Source organism: Bacillus sp. RC51 (assembly GCF_044908115.1).
Classification (GTDB): domain Bacteria; phylum Bacillota; class Bacilli; order Bacillales; family Bacillaceae_G; genus Bacillus_A; species Bacillus_A mycoides.
In genome coordinates, this window is record NZ_JBIYCW010000019.1 from 47,177 (window position 1) to 70,755 (window position 23,579).

Here is a 23,579-nt window from a genome sequence, read left to right on the forward strand (position 1 = left end):
GAATTGAAATTTAACAATAAATACTTATTTTTATTACCAACTCCTAAAACTTAGTGTTATAATCGTTGTAAGAAAATGATTATACTTCGGATATTCAGAAAGGAACGAAACAAATGTATAAACCAATTACATTTTCGTTGAAATATATATTTAAAATGGCTGGGAAGGTAGAAGTACAAGGGAGAGAGAAATTACCGGAAGATGGCCCTTACGTTGTTGCATGTACACATACAAGTTTTATGGATGTTTTAATGTTAGCGGCAGGAATGTACCCAACCCAAATTCATTACATGGCAAAAAAAGAATTGTTTGAAGGGAAATTTAAAAATTGGTTTTTTAAAAATGTAAATGCATTCCCTGTAGACCGTGCGAATCCAGGGCCAAGCACATTAAAAATTCCATCACGTTTATTAAAAGAAGGAAAAGTAGTAGGGATTTTCCCGAGTGGGACGAGGTCATCAGAAGACGTTTCACTAAAAGCTGGGGCTGTTACGATTGCAATGCGTTCTAACGTTCCGTTAATACCGGCAGCTTATGTTGGTCCATCAAGTATAAAAGAATTGATAAAAGGAAAAAAAGCGCGATTAGTTTTTGGAGACCCAATTCAAATTGATGCTGAAGAACAAATAGATCGAAAAACGGCTATGAAGATGATGACAGATGAATTAAATGCAAAGTTTGAAGAACTAAAGGAAGTTTTGCAGCCGAATCAAAGCTAAAAAAGACGACCGGGTATAGACGGTCGTCTTTTCTATTATTATTTATATAAAGGGGAAAGGGGACACAAAGTTATATAAGCGTAGCAGCGTAAATGAAAGCAGTAAGAAGAATCGAGCCGCTAGCCAGTCCTAAAAAATCTAATTTGTTAAAAGTCATGTTATTCATTATAAATTCTCCTTACTTGTTTAATGTAGAAGCAACAGCTTTTGCATCGATAAGAGCGGAAAATACTAAGCTCATTGTATTTAAGAAATTGTTCATTTTCATTTTGTTCATCATATAGATCCGCTCCTTTTCAAATGGTTGTTGCCCTGTTTCTGACTTAATTATATGAAATGTTGCGGAGAGTCACTATCGAATTAGCTTACAGGGAAATTACACTTTTGTAAGAAAAACGAATGAAAGTGTCATGATGAGAAGATTTGACATATGTTCATGTGATTCATTAAGTTAAAAGTAGAGGTGAGTGTATGGCTAATATTAAAGATATTGCAAAGATGGCTGGGGTTTCAGTTACGACTGTTTCGAGGGTATTAAATGATCATCCATATGTAAGTGAAGAAAAAAGGAAAGTTGTTTTAGAAATAGTTGAGAAATTGAATTACTCGCAAAATGCAAATGCTGTTCATTTATCAAAAGGGAAGACGAATATTGTTGGCGTGATTTTACCTTATATTAATCATCCGTCTTTTGATGCGATGGTGGGTGGAATGATGGAAGTTGCGTTAGCTCACAACTATCGAGTGCTTCTTTGTCAAACGAACTACAATAAAAAAGAAGAAATGAAAAGTTTACATATGTTGAAAACAAAGCAACTAGACGGTCTTATCATTTGTTCTCGTGCTAATGAGTGGGAAACTATAGAGCCTTATGCAGCGTATGGGGCGGTTATTGCTTGTGAGGATAATGATATTGAAAGCATATCGAGTGTATATACAGATCATTTTAATGCCTTTCAATTAGGGATGAGTTACCTTATTGAAAAAGGTTATAAGAAGATTGGATATTGTACGGGAAGAAAGTTAGGGCCAAGTAGTAAGAAACGTTTTGATGCTTATAAACAACAGCTACAATTAATAGATGAAGAAGTGATGGAAGATTGGATTTTCACAGAATGCTTTACGTTAGAAGATGGTGTAAGAGTTGCACATCAATTCAAGGAGATGGAGAATCCTCCTGAAGCATTAATAGTGGCAGGAGATGAGGTCGCTATTGGGATCATGACAGAAGTTGAAAAATTAGGTATTAAAGTTCCAGAGGATTTAGCGATTATTGGTTTTGATAACCAACCGATTTCTCAAGTTTTACAACTGACAACCATTGACCAAAATTTAAAGGGAATAGGTAAGACGGCTTTTGAAATGTTTTACAGGCAAGTAAGTGATGAGAGTTCTAAACAAGAAAAGATGGAAATTCCATATAAACTTGTGGAACGTTCTACAGTTTAGTCATAATCCGTTATGTGTATAATCACATAACGGATTATTTTTTGAAATGTCTTTGACAGGAAACGCGTTTCATACTTTATAAAAGAGTTACACCGGTCTGTAATAATCCATGGATTCTTTTCAAGTGTTAAAACAATGAATAGAATTTGGAGGGATATGCATGAATGAGCTTTTATTAAGTATGAAAAAATATGTAGAGGATGACGAAAAGATTTTAGCGTTTGTCGTAGGGATATTTGAAAAGGATGACTTTACTTTATGTTATCAACATGGGATTTTTGTTGCCACTACTAGACGTCTTCTATTTTACGGGAAATTTCCGTGCTATCCTGCGATATTTGAAGAGTATTCGTATTTGCATATAGATGACATAGATTTCCGTCCATATTTCGAATGTACTTGTAATCGTGAAACCATTAGAGCTAAGTATATTCAGAGTGGGAATGTGGAGCGCTTTGTCCGTACAGTTAGAGCGAATATGAATAATTAATCACCCCTTTGTTTAAACATAATATCTTGGTCTTTGTGAGGGGAAATGCGGAATAAAAACAACTTCTAAACCTCTAGGAGATAGTGATACAATGTCAAATGGGGGGAGGTATGAACTATGGTTAATCAACGTATAAAGGAAATAACACTAATTACAATTGGTTCATTATTATTCGCAATTGGTATTAATTACTTTGCAATTCCAAACCGTTTATCAGAGGGTGGAATTATTGGTTTAACAGTTGTTACGTACTATTTATTTGATTGGTCACCGGGAATTGTGAATTTTGGTTTGAATGCAATTTTATTAGCTGTAGGTTATAAATTTTTTGATAAGAAAACGATGGTTTACACAATTATAGGTATTGTGGAAACATCTTTGTTTTTATATGTTACAGAACATATCGAATATCAAGTAAATAGTGATACGTTACTAGCAGCTTTATTTGCTGGTGTATTTGTAGGTATCGGATTAGGCTGTATGTTCAAAGCTGGAGGTACATCAGGAGGATCGGCAATTTTAGCTCGACTAGCAAATCAATATTTAGGTTGGAGCGTTGGTAAAGGCGTACTTATTATTGATATCGTTGTAATTGCTGGCTCTGTATTTATAATAGGACAAGAAAAGGCAATGTACACACTTGTAGCTGTATTTGTCGGAGCGAAAGTAATTGATTTCATCGTGGAAGGTATGGATACAAAAACAGCTGTTACGATTATTTCGAATCAACCAGACTTAATTCGAGAGACTATTACGAAAAATATGACGCGCGGTGTCACTGTATTAGAAGGACGCGGCGGATATACTGGTAAAAATAAAGAAGTTTTATATATCGTTATTAATAAACAAGAGCTTGTTAAGTTAAAGCAAGTTATTAGTAGAGTTGATGAAGATGCCTTCGTTGTCATTCACGATGTGCGTGATGTACTTGGCGGTGGCTTTAAAGCAAGCTAAAAGGTGAACGAGAAAATTCGTTCATCTTTTTTTATCCCGTAAACGCCCGATTGGTGAGGGCCGATTAAAGTTTCACTTTATTCTTACAAAAATGTAAGGGTAATGTAATGGGATTGAATGGTAGATTAAATTCCTGCTCTTTAGAATGGATGTATAAGTATCCTGCAGAGGAGGAAAATCAGTATTATGAAGAAAAAAATAATTACTACTGTAATAGCTATGGTAGTGATAGTAGTAGTATTACTACCTACGAAACTTGGACCAGTTATTGATAAATATAATCCGCTTTATACGACGAAAGAATACTATACAATTGTGGATGCGATTGGTCAGCATGTCGGTGATGAATGGTATGAATATGAATTTATTGCATTTGATGAACGTGGAAGAGAACAAAAAATAAAGAAGACTGTTAAGCATATGTTAAAGAGAGATGAAGCATTAAAGGTGTACGCAAAAGGACGCTACGGCGAGGCAATTGAAGAAATTGAAGCTGTAAATATTCCTATTAATGCGAAGAGTAAACTTTTAACGATGAGATAGCGAATTATACCCCCGCCTATTTTTTGTCGAAAATAAAAATACTAGGTAGGGGTATTTTAGGTTCGTGAAAAAACCTTAGTCCATATGGACTAAGGTTTTTCTTATTATATAAAGGGGAAGGGGGTACATTGTAGTAGCATGAGTGAAAGGTATAAGAAGAGTCGGCTACTAGCAATGTAATTTGGTTATGTGAGTATTCTTCTTATTTGGCTTACTTTCTAACTTTATTGTACGAAATATAGGTAAGGGAAACTATCGAATTACATTACACATAGCTTACAAACATGTAAGCCTTCTGTAATGTAATTCGATGGTTAAAATATAGTAAATTTCATATAGTGTAACTAGAAAGTCTCACTGTATCACTTTCTGTTTGTAATGTTAATGAAGAATGAAAAACCAACTAATTTTTAATAGCCCTCATCTCTATTTAGATGAGGCTCTTTTTCAAACCTTACAACATTGTAAGGTTTACGTAAGTTAATTCGATAGTAAATTTGTCATATTTTTTGCATAATAGATACAAATAGATAAAAAATAATTAGGGATATATTAAGAAGGGAGAAAACTGGGATGCGTAAAGAAGAAGTAGTGAAGTTTCCAATTAAAGATTTCTGTAGCTACTTTACTGTTGCCGTAGTATGTATTGGATTATTTGATATAATAACAAATTTAATTGTTAACTAATATAGATGATAAAACAAGAAGGAAGACCCTTTCTTGTTTTTTTTATGGGGGCATAAAGATGAAATTGATTGATAGCCATATACATGTTGATCAATATGAGAATGAAGAGAAAAGTAGATTATTTATAGATGTGGAAAACAGTAAAGAGATACAAGGGCTTATTGCAGTATCTATGAATTATCAATCATGTCTAGAAACTTTATCTTTAGCAAAGCGATATCCTTTTGTACATCCAGCAATAGGTTTTCATCCGGAGCAGCCGATTCATAAAGAGGAATGTGAGCAAATTTATAAATTAATTGAAGATCATGTAGAGGAAATCGTTGCGATTGGTGAAGTGGGCTTGCCATATTATTTAAGGAAAGAAGATGAAAATATTGCTATTGATCCATACATAGCGGTGTTAAAAAAGTTTGTGGAACTAGCTAGTAAATACGATTTACCAATTATATTGCATGCGGTTTATGAAGATACTGACACTGTATGTGGTTTACTTGAAGAATATAAAGTTTCGCGTGCACACTTTCATTGGTTTAAAGGAAGTGAAGAGACAATGAAACGGATGATGAGGAACGGTTATTATATTTCTATCACACCGGATGTTTTACATAAGGAGAAAATTAGAAAAATAGTTTCGTATTATCCGCTTGAATATATGATGGTAGAAACAGATGGGCCGTGGGAATTTCAGAAGGATACGATGACACATCCTTATATGATAAAAGATGTATTACAAGAAATTAGTATAATAAAAAAAATATCAGTAGAGAAAGTTACTGAGCAAATATATGCGAATACGGTGCGATTTTATAAAGTTAGTGAGTCATAAAAAAACACCAAGCATCTCGCTTGGTGTTTTTTTTATGACTCTAATTTTTTCGCACGTCTTAATAATAAAAGAAAGACAATTATAATGAACCCAATTATAAGGAAGAACCCATATTGTTTTATATAATCAATTATGTCATTCGCACTTGTTGGTTTTTCAACGTGAATGCCTTCTTTATTAGTAGTAATATGAATATCTTTCATTTTTACTTCATTCATGTCTTTTTGTAAATCAATCCACTCTATGTTTGGAATACTTTCTAGTTCTTTTAATACTTCTTTTAATGGTTCAACGCCCAAGTAAGGATGATAAAATGCACCGATAATTCCATCAGATAGTTTAGTGATAGATAAAGCACGTTCTTTCATTTTTGCTATAGCTTGTGGCTTCCCTTCTTCAATAAAGCCAACAGTTTCAGGAATTAATTTCATCCCATGTAAAAATGACGGTGTACTTATATAAGCCGGTGAGTGCATTGATTTCCAAGTTGTATCGTTTAGTTGTAGTTGTCCTACATAAGTTGAGAAATATTGTGATAGTATTTCATATCCTTTTTGAGACATTGTATAGTGCGGAGCTTCAAATGCAACTGGATATAATTTCGCTTCTACAAGCTCTGTAATCCCTTTTTCAATATGATCTTTCGTATATTTTTCTTCGAAGGATTTTCCGTTTTTTACGTATTTATTATAGTCTTCTGTAGACTGAAAATCTTCTTTTGTCTTTGATTTTTCATGGTTCGGTTGGCGAATTGGTTGATCTGTTTTTACATCCCAAAATTCAAAACCTTCGCCAGTTTCACTATCATAAAACTGATGTGTGTAACCATGCATAACGATAGAGCCACCATTATCTTGCATAAAGTGTAAAACATCGATTAATTCAGAGTTATCCTTTAAATGTACTGTTTTTCCTGTGTCTGGATCTTTGTAAACAGGGATAACGGTAATCATATAAGGGAGCTTTTTCTCTTTTAGTAATTCAGCGATTTCTTTTAATTGCTTTACATCTACAGCTGGATGAACGTCTTCAAGACGTAAATAAGCTGAAGTTTTATTTGTTTCAGGTTTTTGTCCGAAATAAGAAAATAACATTTCACCGACGTAATGAGACATCCAATCGAAAAGGTTTGGAGTTGCAACATAATAGGATGTTCCTTGCTGAATGATTAACGGATGAGTTCCATCAGCACTCAAGGCGTAAGCAAGAGTTGTTCCTTTTGTTTCAATTTTCTTCATTAAGCGTTCTTCATGTAATTCATTTTTTAACTGGTTAGTCGGATATTCTATAGTGTGAATTCGTATATCGGTTTCTTTCGAGGTAATGAAAGAAAAACGATTAGATAATTGTTCAACATTTTGTCCTAAAACTAATATGGGACCTGAGAAGTTTTCTAGAAATTGTTTTGCTGCAATAGAAAAATCTTCTTTTTTCTCTCCGATATAAACAATATGTGTATAAGAAGATGATTCAGTAATTTCCTTTACTTCCTTTAAGCTTTTTACTGTTATATCTTTTGTAAAGTGCCCTAACTGAGTATTAAGGATTTGTACATTGTTTGTAATTTTGTTGTCTTCTGTACTATACAAAACGAGTACTTTTGATTTTGATGATGTTTGTGCAGAGGTATGTATAGGAATGAGTAGTAAAATGCTGAAAAAGATTAGTAGAGTTCTTTTCATTTATTTATGCTCCTATTCTATATATGGAATTCAATTTACAATTATATACAAGAAATAAGTTATAGTCCATGTAAGTTACATTTTTGCACGTATTTACCATATGTTTTTTCGAAAAATCGGTCTAAAGCATGATGATAATATGTATAGTAATTTGCTATGATTGAAAGGTAAGAGAATGATAGAGTGTTGGTAATTGTAAAAGAAAGGCTGAAAGGGGACAAATTTCAGCGGAGAAAGAGGTAGAGGTAGTGAAGAAATTCTTTGTAGGATTTTTAGTTGTTCTTGGAGTGTATTTATATTTCCAAGGAAAGTCTGAAGGAATGGGTAAGCTAATGAATGAGACAAGCTATGTTGATTCAGAAGAAGCAAAACAGATGAAACAAATCATTATAGAGGAAGCAAAGAAAGTAAACCTTCCGGAATGGATACCTCTTACAATTGCCGAACACGAAAGTAGGTTAAATCCAAGAAGTGTTGGAGATAACGGAACTTCATTCGGATTGTTTCAATTACACCGCGGTGGTGGGCTTGCGCCAGATCATTTAACTGATGAAGAGCTGAAAGATCCACGTACAAATGCGCAAATTGCAATGCCGCATTTAATGAAAGGTTATAAGCGCGGGGTGCAAAAAGGTTTGACTGATTTTGCATTACTGAAATATATAGCGAATACATCTGGATGGCCAGGGAATTTAGGACCAGAGTGGACGGATAACAATATGAAGTATAACATCGGATTAGAGGATGTATACTATCGAAATAAAGGTGTAATCAAAGAGTAGGTTTTTTATACCTACTCTGTTTTTTTATGAATAATTTCATCCTTTTCTTTCGTGAAATACTGCGCTAGTTGTATTTTCACCTCTTCTAGTTTTGTAGAAACTTGCGGTATTTTATATCCTACATACAACGGTGAAACGACAAACCTAGGAACAACTTTACAAATGATTTTTCCATTTAGATGATAGAAGAATAAGTTATAACTACTACATCCTTTATGGAAATCTGTCAGTATGTAACGTACAGTTTGCTGAATATAATTGGCCATTTCATCTATAAATGCAATATCTTCAATGATGATATTAAATTCAGTAAAGCCGATAATAGGACGCACTGAAATGTTGAGTTCAATGCGTTCATTTTTTTGAACAATTACCCCTTGAAAATTTGCTTCTTCAATATTTTCAAGATAGTCTACATGTTTCATTCCGATAATTTGCATATGTGCATGATGCAAACTTCCGCCTGAAAATGGACCATGATTTTTGTATAAAATCACAGAAGTGAATTCTTCATTTTCCTGTAAGTTTAACCAATGGAGAATAGAGAAGCGAATTAGTTTTCTCATATGTTCTTCTGTATATGTTGCGATATGGTCTTCGCAATTATCTGTTTCGATTAGCACGGTTTGAAAGGTATCCTTTAATGTAGGGAATTTATTTTTTAACCAAATAATAGAGCCCTCAGTTGCTAAAATATCCGTTAAATTTTTTCTGTCACAAAAAGGACATGCAGCACGTCTGTTCCGAATGCTTTCTGGTTTTTGTTTACCGATATCGTTTAAAAAATATAGTTGTTGTGTATCCATTTGTATATATGCCCCTTTAAAATATATGTAAAAATCCCGCTTAATACATTCGGGAAAAGGAGAAGGAAATCCTTTAAAGGGAATAGGGAAAAATAAAAGACAAGATATCCTCATTGCAATAGGGTACCTTGTCTTTTATTTTTTCTTTAATAATGTGTATGGATAATATAGAGCATTTTCATTTTGTTTCTTTTTTCTATTTTTTATTGTGTATAAGGCAATTGCTGTACTTGCGATTACAATAATGGCTTTCTTCATATTCATATACCCCTTTTTATTGTTGGTTTAATTCTTGGCTAACTGCTTTCGCATCAACTAAAGCATGTAAGATCATTTTTACCATGTTCATCATAGTTCTTTCCTCCCTTTTATAGTTCGTTTAGTTCTTTTACAACTGCTTGTCCGTTCACTAATACCTCAAAGATTGCTTTTACGAGTTCTTTCATCATGATTGTTTCCTCCTTGTTTTTGTCTCTCTTGTTTATATCTTTATTGTATAGGGAGGCATCTTTTCGTACTATCGCTTTCCATTACGTGAACATAACAGTTTTGTAAGATTTGATGTCACTTATTGAAATGTTTAGTCTATCTTCATTATTTTCAGAAAAATGACTATTCAAACATAAATCGGGGAAGTATAATAAAGAAGTAAGTATTAAATTCCGTACGAAAGGAGTGAATGAGATGAAATGTTCTTTAGCTACGCGCGCAAAATTTTTAGATTATATCTATATTTGTCGTGCGATTTTTCATGATGTAGTTGTTAACGGGATACGTATGCCCTTTTTTAACAATTGCATAGTAGCTATTGAACGATAGAAGTCTCTTCACCCATTTTTGATAAACGTGTGAAAAGGGAGCTATTTGGCTTCCTTTTTCTATGACAAAAACCATGGGGAATGTTTCTTTCCCATGGTTTTTTATATTGAAAGGAGTACGGAAAATGACAATTTGTAGTGTAAATAATGTAAAGAAATCTTTTGGTGGAAACATCATATTTGAAAATATATCGCTTGAAATAAAGAATGGAGAACGTATTGGATTAGTTGGTCGTAACGGTAGTGGGAAGACAACTATCTTTCAGCTTCTAACAGGAATGGAGAGTTTGGATGCAGGAGCCATTCATATGAAGAAAGGTACATGCATCGGTCATGTAGCACAAATTCCAAAATTCAATAATGAAATGAATGTATATGATGTATTAAGCTCCGCTTTTAAAAAGGAAAAAGAGTTGGAGATAGAAATGCATGCTTTAGAAAAAAATATGGCAGAAGAACAGGAATCATCTGCTTTACAAAAATTGATGGAGAGATACGGAGTAATTCAAGAAAGGTACGCGTTTCTCGGTGGTTATGAAATAGAAGCGAATATTATGAAGGTAGCAAATGGTCTACAGGTGACGGAACTATTTCGAAGGTCATTTATGGAGATAAGTGGTGGAGAACAAACAAAAGTAAGCCTTGCGTATATGCTATTGCAGAAACCAGATCTACTTTTGTTAGATGAACCAACAAATCATTTGGACTTATTTGCAGTCGAGTGGTTAGAGCAATTTCTAAAAGAATATACAGGAACAGTTATGGTCATTTCGCACGATCGCTATTTCCTTGATGAAGTTGTAACGAAAATTTTTGATTTAGAAGATGGAGAAATTCACGTATATCATACGAACTATTCACAGTTTGTTGAGGAAAAGGAAGAAAGGCTGCTTCAAGAATTTCAAGCGTATCAAGAACAGCAAAAGAAAATAAAGAAAATGAAAGAAGCAATTAAGCGTCTACGTGAATGGGCAAATCAAGCGAATCCGCCGAATGAAGGATTGCATAAGAGAGCGAGAAATATGGAACGTGCATTAGAGCGTATAGAGAAACTAAAGAGACCCATTTTGGATAGAAAACAGATGGGACTTCAGTTTGAAGGGCAAGAGAGAAGCGGGAAAGATGTTGTTGTAATGAAAGAAGTGAGTAAAGGATTTGCTGAACGATCTTTATTTGAGAAAGTAAATTTGCATCTTCGTTTTCAGGAGCGCGCAGCTATCGTTGGACGTAATGGTACAGGAAAAACTACGCTATTAAAACTATTACTAAAAGAAATGCAGCAAGATGCTGGAGAAATTCGAATTGGTAGTAGTGTGAAAATCGGTTATTTATCGCAACATGCGCACGGGAATATGAAGAACAATGTATTGGAAGCTTTCAGAGATTGCGTGGCTGTAACAGAGGGAGAAGCAAGACATATATTAGCGCGATTTTTATTTTATGGTCCAGCTGTTTTTAAGAAAGTAACGCAACTTAGCGGCGGAGAAAAAATGAGGTTAAGACTCGCGCAACTTATGTATCAAGATGTTAATTTTCTTATTTTAGATGAACCGACGAATCATCTTGATATTGAATCAAGGGAAGTTTTAGAGGAGGCCCTTGAACAATATAATGGGACTATTTTAGCTGTTTCACATGATCGTTATTTCTTAAATAAGTTATTTGAAAAAACATATTGGATTGATGAGCACAAATTATTTGAGTTTGCAGGGAACTATGCATGGGCTCGTCAAAAGTGGGAAGAAAGAATTGAGAAACAAGTAGCAAAACAGAAGCAGCAACAGCAAGGGAATAAAGTGTTAAAAGTAATGCCTATAAAAAAGAAGGAGTCTAGGAATTTAGAGGAAGTTGAAAACGAGTTAATGCATATAGAAGAAGATATATATGCACTCGAATGTAAAATGGAACATGTAGTTGATGTTGAAATGCTTGAACAATTGTATGAAGAAAAAACGAAAAACGAGTTTTTGCGAGCGGAGTTATATAATGAGTTAGAGAATATTGTGGAGTAAAGAAAATAGAATGAAAAAGAGCAAGTTGTTTTCTCATATTTTTGGGGAGGGCTTGCTCTTTTTAGTATAATGAAAGTAGAAAAATTGGTATAATTTTCTTGTCAATGTGATAAGAGAATGAACTTTAGGTCACTAAAACGTGGGGAGAATTTTATGTTAGGATATGCGCGGATTGCTACAATCGTCATGATTTGCTTAGTTTACGCAAATCATGTTTCACGTGAAACAGAAAATTTACAAATTTTTGTCGGTATTGCACTTTTTATTTATATTGTGAATCATATTTTGCTTGTAAAAGCAAAAGGGAGTAGGAAACTTGTTTTTTATACCTTGCTCACAAATGGTATTGTCACAGCGTTATTAGGGTTTTTATTTCCCGAGACATGTTTGTATTTAATTATATTTGGAATTGATGCGGTAGGATTATTTATTCATGATTGGCGTAAAAGGATGACTTATTTTTTTATCGCTTTTTTCTTTCTTTGTTGGTTTATAAATATACTACATACGTATCAACATACAGAGAGTCTGGAATTGGAGAGTAATGCAATTAACTTTATGTTTATCATTTTCAGTGCTTTAGCTGGAAACTTAATAAAAAAACTTACAGCTGCGCGGAAAATGGTAGATGAGCAATATGAGGAATTAGCATTATCCCATACAGCTTTAAAAGAAGCACATGAACAATTAAGGCTATATGCCAAAGAGGTAGAGGAATTGACGGCGGTTCGGGAGCGAAATGATATTGCCCGAGAAATTCATGATACCGTGGGTCATAATATGACAGCTTTGCTTGTGCAGTTGCAACTAGCGGAAGCGCTATGGAAGCAAAACTCAGATACGACAGAAACGGTTTTACATACATGTTATGAACTGGCTAGAAAGTCACTTCAAGAAGTAAGAGCTTCTGTTCATGCTTTAAAAGAGGAAAGCAAATTAGGAAACATAGTAGAAAATATGCGTGGAATGTTGAATGAATATTCTAAAATGACGAAAGTACAAGCATCTTTTCGATTGCAAGGAGATCCTGTTACAATTCCATTGTCGCTACATCCCACATTACTTCGTATTATGCAAGAGTCTTTAACAAATGCAAAACGTCACGGGAAAGCGAGTTTATGTGAAGTGAGTTTAACTTGTTCAATGAAACAAGTTAAACTCTGTATTTCGGATAATGGTGTGGGAGTCAACGAGGTAAGTCCAGGTTTTGGTTTACTTAATATGAAAGAACGTGTAGAGGAACATGGTGGAGCTATTCAATTTGAGAGTGAGATAGAAAAAGGCTTCCAGTTACAGATTGAATTTCCGCTTCAGGAGAAAACATGGGTAATAGGGGGAACGGTATGATTCGCATTATGATTGTTGATGATCAATCACTCATTCGCGATGGTTTAGCGATGTTATTAAATTTACGTCCAGAACTTGAAGTAGTGGGAACGGCTACGGATGGAGACGAAGTGATACAAAAAGTGAAAGAGCTACATCCTGAAATTATTTTGATGGATATTCGGATGCCTCGTATGAATGGTGTTGAAGGAACACGTTTAGTTAGAGAACAGTTCCCTCATATAAAGGTTCTTATGTTGACGACATTCAATGATAGTGAGCTTATTTTTGAAGCATTGGAGCAAGGAGCGAGTGGTTATTTATTGAAGGATATGGAGACAGATGCAATCGCGCAAGCAATTTTAACGGTGCATAGTGGCGGGGTTGTGCTTCCTCAGGATATAACAGCGCAAATTATAGAGGAATTAAAAAAGACGAAAGTGGCAGTAGAGTGTAACCCACCAGAACAACTAAAACAATTAACTGAGCGAGAAGTAGATGTTTTAAGAGCAATTGGACTGGGGTTAAATAATAAAGAGATTGCCGAAAAGCTATTTATTACCGAGGGAACTGTTAAGAATCATGTTTCTAATTTGATTAGTAAGCTAGAACTGAGAGATCGAACACAAGCTGCGATATACGCAGTAAGGTATGGCGTCACGATGTACACATGACTTTTGGCATATATAAGTGTGAAAAAGCAGCGGAATTTGCTGCTTTTTTATTTTGTATTTCTATCTTAAGGCTGATGGAGAAGAAAAGAAATTTTTCTACAATGAAAGTGTAGATGAATACAAAGGGGCTGAATCAATATGTTAGTCATAGATCATATTACGAAATCATTTGGCAAGAAGGAAATCGTAAAGAATGTTTCTTTTGAAGTGAAAAAAGGTGAAACATTTGGGTTGCTTGGACCAAACGGAGCGGGGAAATCAACGACGATATCAATGATTTGCGGGTTAATTCCATACGATAGTGGTGATATAAAAGTTGGTGGGAAATCTGTAAAAGAGTATCCATTAGAAGCGAAAAAGAAAATCGGTATTGTCCCGCAAGACATTGCGCTGTATCCGACACTTTCAGCAAAGGAAAATTTAATCTTCTGGGGAAAGATGTACGGTTTAAATGGAAAAGTTGCAAAAGAGCGGGCAGAGGAAGTGTTAGCTTACGTCGGTTTACAGGATCGGGGAAAAGATAAAATTGAAACATTTTCAGGTGGAATGAAAAGGCGTATTAATATTGGTGCAGCACTTATGCACGAACCAGAGTTATTAATTATGGATGAACCGACAGTCGGGATTGATCCGCAATCGAGAAATCATATTTTAGAGACTGTTAAAAAGTTAAATGAAAAAGGTATGACGGTCATTTATACGAGTCATTACATGGAAGAAGTTGAGTATTTATGTGAGCGAATTGCCATCGTTGATCATGGAAAGGTAATTGCACTAGGAACGAAAAGAGAGCTATGTAATCGTCTAACAGATGGGTTTATGGTGAAATTGCAATTAAATCGCTACAGTACGGAACTGCTACAAAAGTTGAAGGCACTACCTGTTGTTGAGCGGATTATTTTTGACGAAGATAGTAGCACGATTGATATTGGACTAAATGGTGGCGAGGCAATTGGCATAGTTGTTTCAGAAGTTGTTGAAAACAAAGCTCAAATTTTAAAACTGGAAGTAAAAGAACCGAATTTAGAGGCACTTTTTTTACAATTAACAGGACGTTCACTTCGTGATTAAGGGGGTTAGTACGAGATGAGAAGTTTCATTATTGCATGGAAAGATTTAAAAATCCGTTTAATTGATCGGCGCGGATTTATGATGATGTTAATTATGCCACTTGTATTAACGGCCATTTTAGGTTCAGCATTAAGTAATGTATTTGAGAGTGGTGGACTACCGAAAACAGTAATTGGCTATTATCAAGAGGGAACGGATGAGTTTGCAGATGTCTTTCAAAAAGATATATTGCAATCTAAAGAAATAAAAGATGATGTGAAAGTAAAGGTAGTTAATTCTCAGGAAGAGCTTGAAGATATGTTAAAGGGAAAGAAAATCGATGTAGGAATTGTCATCCCCAATAAATGGAGCGAACAAGTACAAGATGGAAAATTAAAAGAACCAAAGGTGCTTATAGACCCATCAAAAGATATACAAGCAAAAATTGCTGAGTCAATGATCCGCTCTTTTACAGAACGTGTTCAAACAGTCGCAGTATCTACTAAAAGTGTTGTAACAGAATTAGCAAAATCTCAGCAGAGTGATGTAGCACAAGTTGCAAAAGAGGTAAGTGGAAGTCTACAGACGATAGCAACTGCAAGTGTGGGTAACATCCAAAAAGGAACGGTAGGCAAAAAAACAGTTGTAGCGATGCAATATTATGCAGCAGCAATGTTAGTCATGTTTTTACTATATAACATAACAGTAGGTGCAAAGTCAGTTGTAACAGAGCAACGAACTGAAACGTTGGCACGTTTGTTCAGTACACCGACGAGCTCATTTTCAATTTTATTCGGGAAGTTTTTAGGTACATTACTATTTGCCTGTATACAATTTGGAATATTTATAGTTGCTACACACTTTATGTTTCATGTGGAATGGGGCGCAGATGTGTCTCAAATAGTAGTGTTGGGAATTTCTTATGCAATTTGTGTTTCTGGTTTATCTATGTTAATCGCCGCTTTTATTCGTGAGGAAAAAACGGCAGACTTAATGGGGGGAATCGGTATTCAAATACTAGCTATATTAGGAGGATCAATGTTACCGATTTACGTATTTCCCGATACACTTCAAACAGTTGCAAATATTGCTCCGAATAAATGGGCACTTACGAGCTTCTTAAATATTATGTCGGGAACATCTTGGGATGTGCTATTCCCTGTCATTTTAAGTTTATGTAGTGCAGGAATTATCTCCGTTATGATTGGAACGTTACGTTTACGTACGAGATAGGAGGGGAAATGATGAAGAAAGTTTGGGCGCTTTGTTGGCTAGAATTAAAACAAATTTTAATTAAGCCACAAAGTTATATACTCATGTTTGGAATGCCTATTATTTTCACACTCATTTTCGGTGGACTTTTAGGCGGAAGTGGGAATGAGAAAGTAAATATTAGTTTAGTAGATAAAGATGGTTCTGTATTATCTGGCAAGTATTATGAGGAAATAAAGAAAAGTGATTTAATTTCTATAGAAAAGGTAACGTATAGGGAAGGGACACAGAGGATCGAAGATAAGAAAGTATCTGGTATAATCATCATTCCGAAAGATTTTCAAAAGAGTATGCTAGATGGAAAAGTAGAAAATATCCAATTTCAAGCCAGTGCTGATTTTACGGGTGGAACTTCTGTAGAGCAAGTATTAGCAAGTGCATTAAAAAAGATGGAGATAGAAGTTAGTGCAGCAAGAGATTTTGAGAAGAAAAGTAACACTTCGTGGGAAACGATGTATGAAACAATTTATACAAAAATAGATCCTGTTTCGATTCAAAAAGAATTGATTTTACACGATGATCAAAAGTTAAATAACGTTACAGGGCGAGCGGCAGGTTTTTCAATTCTATTCGTCATGATTGTCATGTTAAGTGCGACGGGAACCATTTTGAAAGCTAGACAACTTGGTGTTTGGTCTCGTTTATTAGGGGCACCAGTTTCAAAAGTTCAAATACTAGCAGGATATATCCTTTCCTTCTTTTTAATAGGGTGGATTCAATTTGGTGTTTTAATGATATTAACGCATTCATTATTTGATGTGCAGTGGGGAAATTTATTAGGGGTTATTACACTCGTTTCAGTATTGCTATTAGCGGTTATTGGTCTAGCTTTATTATTGGCAAGTATCGTGAAAACAACAGAACAGCAGTCCGCACTAGGGAATATCGTTGTAATTTCAACGTGTATGATTAGTGGTCTTTATTGGCCAATTGAAATTGAGCCTTCATGGATGCAAGCGGCGGCAAATTTTGTTCCGCAAACGTGGGCGATGCGTGGCTTTACTGAGTTAATTGTAAGGGGAGGTACATTAGCAGATATAGGAGTATATATTGGTATACTCATTTTATTTGCAGGAGTATTTTTCGTAATTGGTTTAACAAGAATACGTTATGACTGAAAAAAGAAAGCAGAGTTACAGCTTTACGCGCTGAACTCTGCTTTCTTTTTGTGTGGTATCTTCCCTTGTTGAAATTATAATAGCGATCCCGAGCATAATAAAAAAAGCTAAAAAGAGGACGAACTTTGGGAAGAAAGGGAATAGTAATAACGCCCCGACTATCATGATTGTTAATAATACATAGTGCAGGACATATTGGAATAGGTTGTCCATATTTTCGCCCCCTTCTTGGTAGTTAATTGTTATTATTCTATGCGGGACTATTAGGTAATAGAATGAATTTTTTGCTAAGTTTATTTAAATTAAAGATTGATCAATAATTTCGAAAGAATTCTCAAAATATTTATATAGAAATAATTGACAAAATATACTGAAAGATATAAGCTAATAACCATAAAGTCTACCGGAAAGGTCGGAATAAGATTGTTACCCCTCAAAAACATCTTTTTTTACGTTTAAAACCGACTTTTCCGATTGGCTATGAAATGTTGCTGTGGGAGGCATACATTAGGCAAGCAGTTCATAAGGTGTAATTATTAAAAAAAAGTTAGGGTGGGGACAATGAAGAAAAAGACAAAAAAATGGGCTGGTGTATTTTCGGTATTACTGAGTAGTTCGCTTGTGTTATCTGCTTGTGGGGGACAGGAGGATACGGCTTCTACAGAACCAGTGCAAAAACAGGATTTAAAAGACTCTAAGATTGAAACAATTCCAGCTACAGATAAGAAGAAAAGCCCAGAAAAAGCAAATCAGCGCAAGGATACTTTTATCACGGCTATTTCTAAGCCAGGAGGCGTTTTCTTACCATATTTCCAAGAGAATGGTTGGGATGGAAACGTAACGTCTGTTATTTTTGCATCACTAGTAACAACAGACAAACAAGGTAAACCTACTCCAGACCTTGCAGAAAAATGGGATATTTCTGCTGATCAGTTAACATATACATTCCATTTACGTAAAGATTTAAAGTTTAGTGATGGTTCACCTTTAACAGCGGATGACGTAGCATTCACATTAACACTACTCCATGATAAAGCATATGAAGGTGGGGTGGATATTGCTCAGTATGCCATTAAAGGTGGGAAAGAATATAAAGAAGGAAAAGCAACTTCTATTGAAGGAGTTCAAGTTGTTAATCCACAAACAATTAAAATTATAACTGAAAAAGTTAATTCTCAGGCACTAACTGCTTTAGGTGGGTCAGTGTTATCAAAAGCTTATTATGGAAAAGAATATAAACAAAATACAAGTTTAGACTATTTAAAAGCGTTGTATGGGCAACCAATTGCTGCGGGACCATATAAATTTGAGAAATATGTTCCAGGTCAAGAAGTTCGCTTTGTTGCCAATGAACATTATTATGCAGGAAAACCGAAAATCAAAAACTTTATTTACAAAATAACATCAGGCGATACTGGATTCCAATTATTCCAAACAGGTGAACTGGATTATAGTGGATTTAGAGCAAATCCTGAAAATATAGAACAATTAAAAGGATTAGGTTTTGCGAATATTAATCTCGAGTCTTCTAGTGATATCGCTTATATTTATGTGAATAATAAGAAGCCATATTTGAAAGATAAGAAAGTCCGCCAAGCACTTACTTATGGGTTAGATCGTAAGAAGTATGTTGATACAGCTTTACAAGGATATGGTTCTGTTGCTAACGTACCAATTGCTCCAGTTTCGTGGGCATATACGGAAGAAGGAATTAATAAATATCCATACGACGTAGAAAAGGCTAAAAAATTATTGGATGAAGCTGGTTGGAAAGTAGGTTCTGACGGGGTTCGTGAAAAAGATGGTCAAAAATTAAAATTAACATACTACGCATCAAATACAGGAAAAACAAATGATATCTTTATTCCAATTGCAAAAGAAAGCTACAAAGCAATCGGTGTTGAAATAAATCCAGAGCTAATGGACTTTAATACGATGCTTTCAAAAGTGGGAAAAGGTGACTATGATTTAGCAGCGGTTTCAACACCAGGAATTAGTGATCCAAGTGAAGTGGTAAGTGACTACTTATCAACTAACCCAAAAAGTGATACAGGTTATAGTAATCCGAAAGTTGATGAATTAATTGTAAAAGGCATAGAGACGACAGATATTGAAAAACGTAAAGCAGTTTATAAAGAACTGTATAAAGAGTTAAGCGATGATCCACCGGTTATTTTACTAAACTATCGTAAACTACTTTACGCTCACAATGCACGTATACAAGGCATCAATCCAGAAAAATATGATGGTATTAGTTCTAACTTACCAGTGCTATCAGTTGAAAAATAAAGATTAACTGAAATAATAGAAGACATTTTTTCATACAGCAAGGAATAAACGCTGCTTTGAAAAAATGTTCTTCTATTTTTAAGTAAATAGGATTGGGGAGACAAAAGGTGAAAACATACATCATTCGTAGGTTTCTACAAATGATTCCTACATTGTTTGGTACGTCCATTATTATCTTTTTCTTATTTGCACTCTTGCCAGGTGATTATATTGATTCGAATCCAAAGTTAACACCAGAGAGAGCTCAAGAATTAAGGGAACTGTATGGTTTAAATAAGCCGATTATTGAAAGATACTTTCACTGGCTAGGTAACGCACTGCACGGTGATTTTGGCTTCTCATTACAATATCAAGAACCAGTAACATCATTACTTAATAAGTTCATTTGGAATACATTTATTGTTGCAGTTGCAGCTTTATTTTTCACTTGGATTATTGCTCTTATAATTGGTGTTGTTTCAGCAACAAAACAGCATTCATGGTTTGATAGACTTGTAACAATTGGTGTTTTTGCTGCAATGTCATTCCCATCATTTTTTATAGGATTGTTCTTAATTAAATTATTGGCAGTTGATTTAAATTTATTACCAATTGGCGGCATGATTGATATTGGAAGTAATTCGACAGGTATCACATACATATTGGAAGTATTACGTCATATGATTCTGCCTGTATTTATTTTAACGCTTCTCGGTGTAGGGTCATTAACACGATATTTTAGAACAGGTATGTTGGATGTTGTAAGACAAGACTATATTCGTACTGCACGTGCAAAAGGGTTGAAAGAAAGAAAAGTTATTTATAAGCATGCATTGAAAAATGCAATTTTACCAGCGATTACTTTACTTGCGTTTGAATTACCAGGCTTATTTTCTGGCGCAATTATTATTGAACAAATCTTTAACTGGCCAGGGATTGGAAGTATTCAATTAGAAGCATTGAACTTTCGTGATTATACAGTATTAATGGCATTTACGATGTTTCTTTCTTGTTTAACAATTATGGCGAACTTTTTTGCAGATATTGTATATGGGCTTGTTGATCCACGAATTCGACTGAAGTAAGGGGGGGAAGATATGGAGACTATTACAACAATAAAGAAAAAGAAAGAACCGAAAAAAAGAAACGAATCATCACCATGGCGTCAAGCCTATAAAAAAATAAAGCAAAATAAGTTGGCATTGTTTGGTTTATACATTTTAATATTTATGTTTTTATTTAGTTTCATTGGTCCAATCTTTTCACCATATGCTTCGGGGACAGTACAAGTAATGCAAATCAATAAACCACCTAACCTTTCACATTGGCTCGGAACAGACCAATTAGGACGGGACATTTTAACTAGGCTTATGCAAGCAGGACGTATTTCATTAACAATCGGTTTAGCATCGATGTTACTATCTGTTATACTCGGTGCTTTGTTAGGAGCCATTGCTGGTTTTTATCGTGGCATTGTAGACCATCTAATTATGCGTATTGCAGATGTGTTAATGTCCATTCCAGGATTACCGTTGCTTATTATAATGGGGGCAATTTTATCAGAATGGAAACTACCATCAGAATACCGGTTATATGTCGTAATGATTATTTTAAGTTTAGTAGGATGGCCAGGACTTGCTCGTCTTGTGCGAGGGCAGATTTTAACGCTGCGGGAGCAAGCATTTATGCAGGCTGCGGACGTCTTGGGATTAAAAGATTCTCGTAAAATTCTCCATCATTTAATTCCAAACGTTTTTCCAATATTAATTGTTGTAGCGACATTAGGTGTGGCAGGATCTATTTTAAGTGAATCTGCACTAAGTTACCTAGGACTTGGCGTTGTCCCGCCTACACCATCGTGGGGAAATATGATTAGTGCAGCAAACTCATTAATCGATTTCCAAAAGCGTCCGTGGTTATGGATCCCGCCTGGTTTTGCAATCTTTATAACAGTTGTATCAATTAATTTACTTGGCGATGCACTTCGTGATGCATTAGATCCAAAGATGAAGCGGTAGGTGAGGAAGCATGAGTAAAGCAGTAGTAGAGCTAAAGGATTTACAAACGCACTTTCAGACAGAAGAAGGTACAGTAAAGGCTGTCAATCATGTTAGCTTTTCAGTTCGAGAAGGTGAAACAGTTTGTGTAGTAGGCGAATCAGGTTGCGGGAAAAGTGTAACGGCTTTATCTATTATGGGACTTATTGCTGAATCTGGCGGCATCGTTGGTGGTGATATTCTTTATGAAGGAAAAAGTCTTTTAGGAATGAAAGAGAAAGAACTTCGTAGTTTAAGAGGAAATGATATCGCGATGATTTTCCAGGAACCGATGACATCGCTTAATCCGGTCTTTACTGTTGGAGAGCAAATTGTTGAGACGTTAAGAGAGCATGAACTACTTAGCAAAAACGAAGCATACAAAAAAGCAATTGAATTAATTCGTAAAGTTGGTATTGCTCGTGCTGATGAAATTGTCCATTCTTATCCGCACGAATTAAGCGGTGGCATGTTACAACGTATTATGATTGCTATTGCACTTAGTTGTAATCCAAAGTTATTAATTGCAGATGAACCGACAACAGCTTTGGACGTTACGATTCAAGCGCAAATATTAGATTTACTAAGGCAAGTAAAAGAGGAATTTAAAACATCGATTTTATTAATTACACATGATCTAGGTGTTGTAGCAGAAATGGCCGATTATGTTGTCGTTATGTATGGCGGGAAAGTTATTGAAGAGGCACCGGTACTAGAGATATTTCAAAATCCGAAACATCCATATACGCAAGGGCTGCTAAAATCAAAACCAGTAATGGGGAAACGAACAGATAAACTTTATTCTATTCCAGGGCAAGTTCCAAATTTAGTTGGCTTAGATGAGTTTTGCTACTTTAGTGGCCGCTGTGAACATTGCATGGAAATATGCAAAAATGAAGCGCCAAATCTTAATGTGCATGACGAGGATCATAAAGTAGCTTGTTGGTTATATGAGGAGCGTGCTGGGCAATGAGTGAACCATTATTAGAAGTGAAGAACTTAAAAACGTATTTTCCGATTAAGGGCGGCGTATTTAGTAGAACGATTGGACATGTGAAAGCGGTAGATGGGGTAAGCTTTACAATTGATAAAGGAGAAGTGTTTGGCCTTGTAGGAGAGTCTGGAAGTGGGAAGACGACGATAGGGAAAACAATTCTCCGTCTCGTTCAAAAAACAGAAGGTGAAGTGAAGTTTAAAGGTCAAGATGTTCATGCTTTATCAAAAGAGGAGCTGAGAAAGCACCGTCCTAATATGCAGCTCGTGTTCCAAGATCCATTTAGCTCATTAAATCCTAGAATGAGAATTGGAGAAGCACTTGGTGAGCCAATGTTGGCTCACGGACTAGCGACGAAAGAAAATGTCCGTGAAAAGGTGATAGAAGTATTGGAGTTATGTGGTTTAGCGCCGTATCATATTGACCGGTACCCTCATGAGTTTTCCGGTGGGCAACGTCAGCGTATCGTTATTGCAAGGGCAATGGTATTAGATCCAGAATTTATTGTGGCTGATGAGCCTGTTGCGGCATTAGATGTATCTATTCAAGCGCAAATCATTAATTTGTTTAGTGAATTACAGGAGAAAAAGGGATTATCCTATTTATTCATTTCACATGATTTAAGTGTTGTGGAGCACTTATGTACGAAAATTGGAATTATGTATTTAGGAACTATTGTGGAAACAGCACCACGTGATGAGTTATTTGCGAATCCGCTTCATCCATATACAAAAGCATTGTTATCAGCAGTCCCAATACCTGATCCAACGGTTAAGCGAGAACGGATTATTTTAGAAGGGGATATTCCAAGCCCGGCAAATCCGCCGTCAGGTTGCCGTTTTCATACACGCTGCCCCTTTGCTACAGATATTTGTAAAACGAATGTACCAGAATTCCGTAATGTGGGCGAAGATCATTTTGTTGCTTGTCACCATGTGTAAAAAAAGGACTCTTTCACTTTTTGAAAGAGTCCTTTTTTTACCCCGCATTAACGGGCAGTAAGACTCCCACCTGAAAATTCGACACATGCGGGGAAGTTAGGTGGGAGTCTTACTGCCCGTAAAAGCCCG

General features: G+C 35.3%; 24 protein-coding genes. 19 read left to right on the forward strand and 5 right to left on the reverse strand.

Annotated features, from left to right (window positions below; genetic code table 11):
• Nucleotides 1–113: 113 nt before the first annotated feature.
• On the forward strand, nucleotides 114–719 hold the full coding sequence (locus ABH959_RS26290) for a lysophospholipid acyltransferase family protein (protein ID WP_002063482.1): 606 nt from the start codon (nucleotides 114–116) through the stop codon (nucleotides 717–719).
• A gap of 70 nt (nucleotides 720–789) precedes the next feature.
• Here the strand turns inward: ABH959_RS26290 and ABH959_RS26295 are convergent, their stop codons facing one another.
• Nucleotides 790–885: a DUF3948 family protein gene (locus ABH959_RS26295; RefSeq protein ID WP_002124767.1), complete on the reverse strand. Its 96-nt coding sequence runs from the start codon at nucleotides 883–885 to the stop codon at nucleotides 790–792.
• A 305-nt stretch (nucleotides 886–1,190) separates the two neighbouring features.
• Between ABH959_RS26295 and ABH959_RS26300 the strand changes: the two genes are divergently transcribed.
• The 5 genes from ABH959_RS26300 to ABH959_RS26320 all read left to right on the forward strand — a co-directional run bounded on the left by ABH959_RS26300 (nucleotide 1,191) and on the right by ABH959_RS26320 (nucleotide 5,671).
• Nucleotides 1,191–2,168, forward strand: a complete 978-nt coding sequence (locus ABH959_RS26300) for a LacI family DNA-binding transcriptional regulator (protein ID WP_113938335.1) — start codon at nucleotides 1,191–1,193, stop codon at nucleotides 2,166–2,168.
• A 160-nt stretch (nucleotides 2,169–2,328) separates the two neighbouring features.
• Nucleotides 2,329–2,658 carry a PH domain-containing protein gene (locus ABH959_RS26305; RefSeq protein WP_002139893.1) on the forward strand — a complete coding sequence of 110 codons (330 nt, stop codon included), beginning with the start codon at nucleotides 2,329–2,331 and terminating at the stop codon, nucleotides 2,656–2,658.
• Nucleotides 2,659–2,775: 117 nt separating this feature from the next.
• Nucleotides 2,776–3,612, forward strand: a complete 837-nt coding sequence (locus ABH959_RS26310; protein WP_002009911.1) for a YitT family protein — start codon at nucleotides 2,776–2,778, stop codon at nucleotides 3,610–3,612.
• A gap of 186 nt (nucleotides 3,613–3,798) precedes the next feature.
• Nucleotides 3,799–4,155 (forward strand): YxeA family protein, encoded by a 357-nt coding sequence (locus ABH959_RS26315; protein ID WP_002029403.1) that lies wholly within the window; start codon nucleotides 3,799–3,801, stop codon nucleotides 4,153–4,155.
• A gap of 745 nt (nucleotides 4,156–4,900) precedes the next feature.
• Complete coding sequence (locus tag ABH959_RS26320; RefSeq protein ID WP_061689750.1) at nucleotides 4,901–5,671, forward strand: TatD family hydrolase; 771 nt, start codon at nucleotides 4,901–4,903, stop codon at nucleotides 5,669–5,671.
• Nucleotides 5,672–5,703: 32 nt separating this feature from the next.
• On the opposite strand, the gene ABH959_RS26325 is transcribed toward ABH959_RS26320, so the two are convergent.
• Nucleotides 5,704–7,353: a DUF2334 domain-containing protein gene (locus ABH959_RS26325; protein ID WP_404493376.1), complete on the reverse strand. Its 1,650-nt coding sequence runs from the start codon at nucleotides 7,351–7,353 to the stop codon at nucleotides 5,704–5,706.
• 248 nt (nucleotides 7,354–7,601) lie between these two features.
• Here ABH959_RS26325 and ABH959_RS26330 point away from each other — a divergent pair, with 248 nt between their 5' ends.
• A complete protein-coding gene (locus tag ABH959_RS26330) occupies nucleotides 7,602–8,135 on the forward strand; it encodes a transglycosylase SLT domain-containing protein (RefSeq protein WP_000713256.1) in 534 nt (177 codons plus the stop codon).
• An 11-nt stretch (nucleotides 8,136–8,146) separates the two neighbouring features.
• Here ABH959_RS26330 and ABH959_RS26335 read toward each other — a convergent pair whose 3' ends face one another.
• Both ABH959_RS26335 and ABH959_RS26340 read right to left on the reverse strand, forming a co-directional pair.
• Nucleotides 8,147–8,941 (reverse strand): DUF4931 domain-containing protein, encoded by a 795-nt coding sequence (locus tag ABH959_RS26335; protein ID WP_474372792.1) that lies wholly within the window; start codon nucleotides 8,939–8,941, stop codon nucleotides 8,147–8,149.
• Between the two features lie 135 nt (nucleotides 8,942–9,076).
• On the reverse strand, nucleotides 9,077–9,205 hold the full coding sequence (locus tag ABH959_RS26340) for a hypothetical protein (protein WP_002029408.1): 129 nt from the start codon (nucleotides 9,203–9,205) through the stop codon (nucleotides 9,077–9,079).
• 420 nt (nucleotides 9,206–9,625) lie between these two features.
• On the opposite strand from ABH959_RS26340, the gene ABH959_RS26345 reads away from it, so the two are divergent.
• The 7 genes from ABH959_RS26345 to ABH959_RS26375 all read left to right on the forward strand — a co-directional run bounded on the left by ABH959_RS26345 (nucleotide 9,626) and on the right by ABH959_RS26375 (nucleotide 17,211).
• Nucleotides 9,626–9,760 (forward strand): RAxF-45 family protein, encoded by a 135-nt coding sequence (locus ABH959_RS26345; protein ID WP_002139888.1) that lies wholly within the window; start codon nucleotides 9,626–9,628, stop codon nucleotides 9,758–9,760.
• Nucleotides 9,761–9,884: 124 nt separating this feature from the next.
• Nucleotides 9,885–11,771: a ribosomal protection-like ABC-F family protein gene (gene abc-f / locus ABH959_RS26350; protein WP_113938338.1), complete on the forward strand. Its 1,887-nt coding sequence runs from the start codon at nucleotides 9,885–9,887 to the stop codon at nucleotides 11,769–11,771.
• Nucleotides 11,772–11,924: 153 nt separating this feature from the next.
• Nucleotides 11,925–13,118: a sensor histidine kinase gene (locus ABH959_RS26355; RefSeq protein ID WP_404493377.1), complete on the forward strand. Its 1,194-nt coding sequence runs from the start codon at nucleotides 11,925–11,927 to the stop codon at nucleotides 13,116–13,118.
• The gene (locus tag ABH959_RS26360; RefSeq protein ID WP_063218196.1) at nucleotides 13,115–13,771 is read left to right on the forward strand and encodes a response regulator; all 657 of its coding nucleotides are present in this window, start codon (nucleotides 13,115–13,117) and stop codon (nucleotides 13,769–13,771) included. The genes ABH959_RS26355 and ABH959_RS26360 overlap by 4 nt, the downstream gene beginning before the upstream one ends.
• A 138-nt stretch (nucleotides 13,772–13,909) precedes the next feature.
• Nucleotides 13,910–14,842, forward strand: coding sequence for an ABC transporter ATP-binding protein (locus ABH959_RS26365; RefSeq protein ID WP_000960163.1), 933 nt, complete (start codon nucleotides 13,910–13,912; stop codon nucleotides 14,840–14,842).
• Nucleotides 14,843–14,857: 15 nt separating this feature from the next.
• Nucleotides 14,858–16,054: an ABC transporter permease gene (locus tag ABH959_RS26370; protein WP_113938339.1), complete on the forward strand. Its 1,197-nt coding sequence runs from the start codon at nucleotides 14,858–14,860 to the stop codon at nucleotides 16,052–16,054.
• An 11-nt stretch (nucleotides 16,055–16,065) separates the two neighbouring features.
• The gene (locus ABH959_RS26375; RefSeq protein ID WP_404493378.1) at nucleotides 16,066–17,211 is read left to right on the forward strand and encodes an ABC transporter permease; all 1,146 of its coding nucleotides are present in this window, start codon (nucleotides 16,066–16,068) and stop codon (nucleotides 17,209–17,211) included.
• Between the two features lie 15 nt (nucleotides 17,212–17,226).
• Here ABH959_RS26375 and ABH959_RS26380 read toward each other — a convergent pair whose 3' ends face one another.
• Nucleotides 17,227–17,424, reverse strand: coding sequence for a hypothetical protein (locus ABH959_RS26380; protein WP_000369259.1), 198 nt, complete (start codon nucleotides 17,422–17,424; stop codon nucleotides 17,227–17,229).
• A 348-nt stretch (nucleotides 17,425–17,772) separates the two neighbouring features.
• Between ABH959_RS26380 and ABH959_RS26385 the strand changes: the two genes are divergently transcribed.
• The 5 genes from ABH959_RS26385 (at nucleotide 17,773) to ABH959_RS26405 (ending at nucleotide 23,450) form a co-directional block, all read left to right on the forward strand.
• Nucleotides 17,773–19,500, forward strand: coding sequence for an ABC transporter substrate-binding protein (locus ABH959_RS26385; protein WP_113938341.1), 1,728 nt, complete (start codon nucleotides 17,773–17,775; stop codon nucleotides 19,498–19,500).
• Nucleotides 19,501–19,607: 107 nt separating this feature from the next.
• A complete protein-coding gene (locus ABH959_RS26390; RefSeq protein WP_061689743.1) occupies nucleotides 19,608–20,564 on the forward strand; it encodes an ABC transporter permease in 957 nt (318 codons plus the stop codon).
• A 12-nt stretch (nucleotides 20,565–20,576) separates the two neighbouring features.
• Entirely contained in the window at nucleotides 20,577–21,497 is a 921-nt protein-coding gene (gene opp4C, locus ABH959_RS26395) for an oligopeptide ABC transporter permease (protein WP_113938342.1), read from the forward strand.
• A gap of 10 nt (nucleotides 21,498–21,507) precedes the next feature.
• Nucleotides 21,508–22,488 (forward strand): ABC transporter ATP-binding protein, encoded by a 981-nt coding sequence (locus ABH959_RS26400; protein WP_002029422.1) that lies wholly within the window; start codon nucleotides 21,508–21,510, stop codon nucleotides 22,486–22,488.
• Entirely contained in the window at nucleotides 22,485–23,450 is a 966-nt protein-coding gene (locus ABH959_RS26405) for an ABC transporter ATP-binding protein (protein ID WP_113938343.1), read from the forward strand. Before ABH959_RS26400 ends, ABH959_RS26405 begins: the two co-directional genes overlap by 4 nt.
• Nucleotides 23,451–23,579 lie beyond the last annotated feature (129 nt).

Coding starts and splice junctions, on each gene's coding strand:
- ABH959_RS26405 (WP_113938343.1), top strand. CDS start 22,485: ATGAGTGAACCATTATTAGAAGTGAAGAACTTAAAAACGTATTTTCCG.
- ABH959_RS26400 (WP_002029422.1), top strand. CDS start 21,508: ATGAGTAAAGCAGTAGTAGAGCTAAAGGATTTACAAACGCACTTTCAG.
- ABH959_RS26325 (WP_404493376.1), bottom strand. CDS start 7,353: ATGAAAAGAACTCTACTAATCTTTTTCAGCATTTTACTACTCATTCCT.
- ABH959_RS26305 (WP_002139893.1), top strand. CDS start 2,329: ATGAATGAGCTTTTATTAAGTATGAAAAAATATGTAGAGGATGACGAA.
- ABH959_RS26335 (WP_474372792.1), bottom strand. CDS start 8,941: ATGGATACACAACAACTATATTTTTTAAACGATATCGGTAAACAAAAA.
- ABH959_RS26355 (WP_404493377.1), top strand. CDS start 11,925: ATGTTAGGATATGCGCGGATTGCTACAATCGTCATGATTTGCTTAGTT.
- ABH959_RS26380 (WP_000369259.1), bottom strand. CDS start 17,424: ATGGACAACCTATTCCAATATGTCCTGCACTATGTATTATTAACAATC.
- ABH959_RS26295 (WP_002124767.1), bottom strand. CDS start 885: ATGAATAACATGACTTTTAACAAATTAGATTTTTTAGGACTGGCTAGC.
- ABH959_RS26315 (WP_002029403.1), top strand. CDS start 3,799: ATGAAGAAAAAAATAATTACTACTGTAATAGCTATGGTAGTGATAGTA.
- opp4C (WP_113938342.1), top strand. CDS start 20,577: ATGGAGACTATTACAACAATAAAGAAAAAGAAAGAACCGAAAAAAAGA.
- ABH959_RS26375 (WP_404493378.1), top strand. CDS start 16,066: ATGAAGAAAGTTTGGGCGCTTTGTTGGCTAGAATTAAAACAAATTTTA.
- abc-f (WP_113938338.1), top strand. CDS start 9,885: ATGACAATTTGTAGTGTAAATAATGTAAAGAAATCTTTTGGTGGAAAC.
- ABH959_RS26365 (WP_000960163.1), top strand. CDS start 13,910: ATGTTAGTCATAGATCATATTACGAAATCATTTGGCAAGAAGGAAATC.
- ABH959_RS26360 (WP_063218196.1), top strand. CDS start 13,115: ATGATTCGCATTATGATTGTTGATGATCAATCACTCATTCGCGATGGT.
- ABH959_RS26300 (WP_113938335.1), top strand. CDS start 1,191: ATGGCTAATATTAAAGATATTGCAAAGATGGCTGGGGTTTCAGTTACG.
- ABH959_RS26320 (WP_061689750.1), top strand. CDS start 4,901: ATGAAATTGATTGATAGCCATATACATGTTGATCAATATGAGAATGAA.
- ABH959_RS26310 (WP_002009911.1), top strand. CDS start 2,776: ATGGTTAATCAACGTATAAAGGAAATAACACTAATTACAATTGGTTCA.
- ABH959_RS26385 (WP_113938341.1), top strand. CDS start 17,773: ATGAAGAAAAAGACAAAAAAATGGGCTGGTGTATTTTCGGTATTACTG.
- ABH959_RS26370 (WP_113938339.1), top strand. CDS start 14,858: ATGAGAAGTTTCATTATTGCATGGAAAGATTTAAAAATCCGTTTAATT.
- ABH959_RS26340 (WP_002029408.1), bottom strand. CDS start 9,205: ATGAATATGAAGAAAGCCATTATTGTAATCGCAAGTACAGCAATTGCC.
- ABH959_RS26290 (WP_002063482.1), top strand. CDS start 114: ATGTATAAACCAATTACATTTTCGTTGAAATATATATTTAAAATGGCT.
- ABH959_RS26345 (WP_002139888.1), top strand. CDS start 9,626: ATGAAATGTTCTTTAGCTACGCGCGCAAAATTTTTAGATTATATCTAT.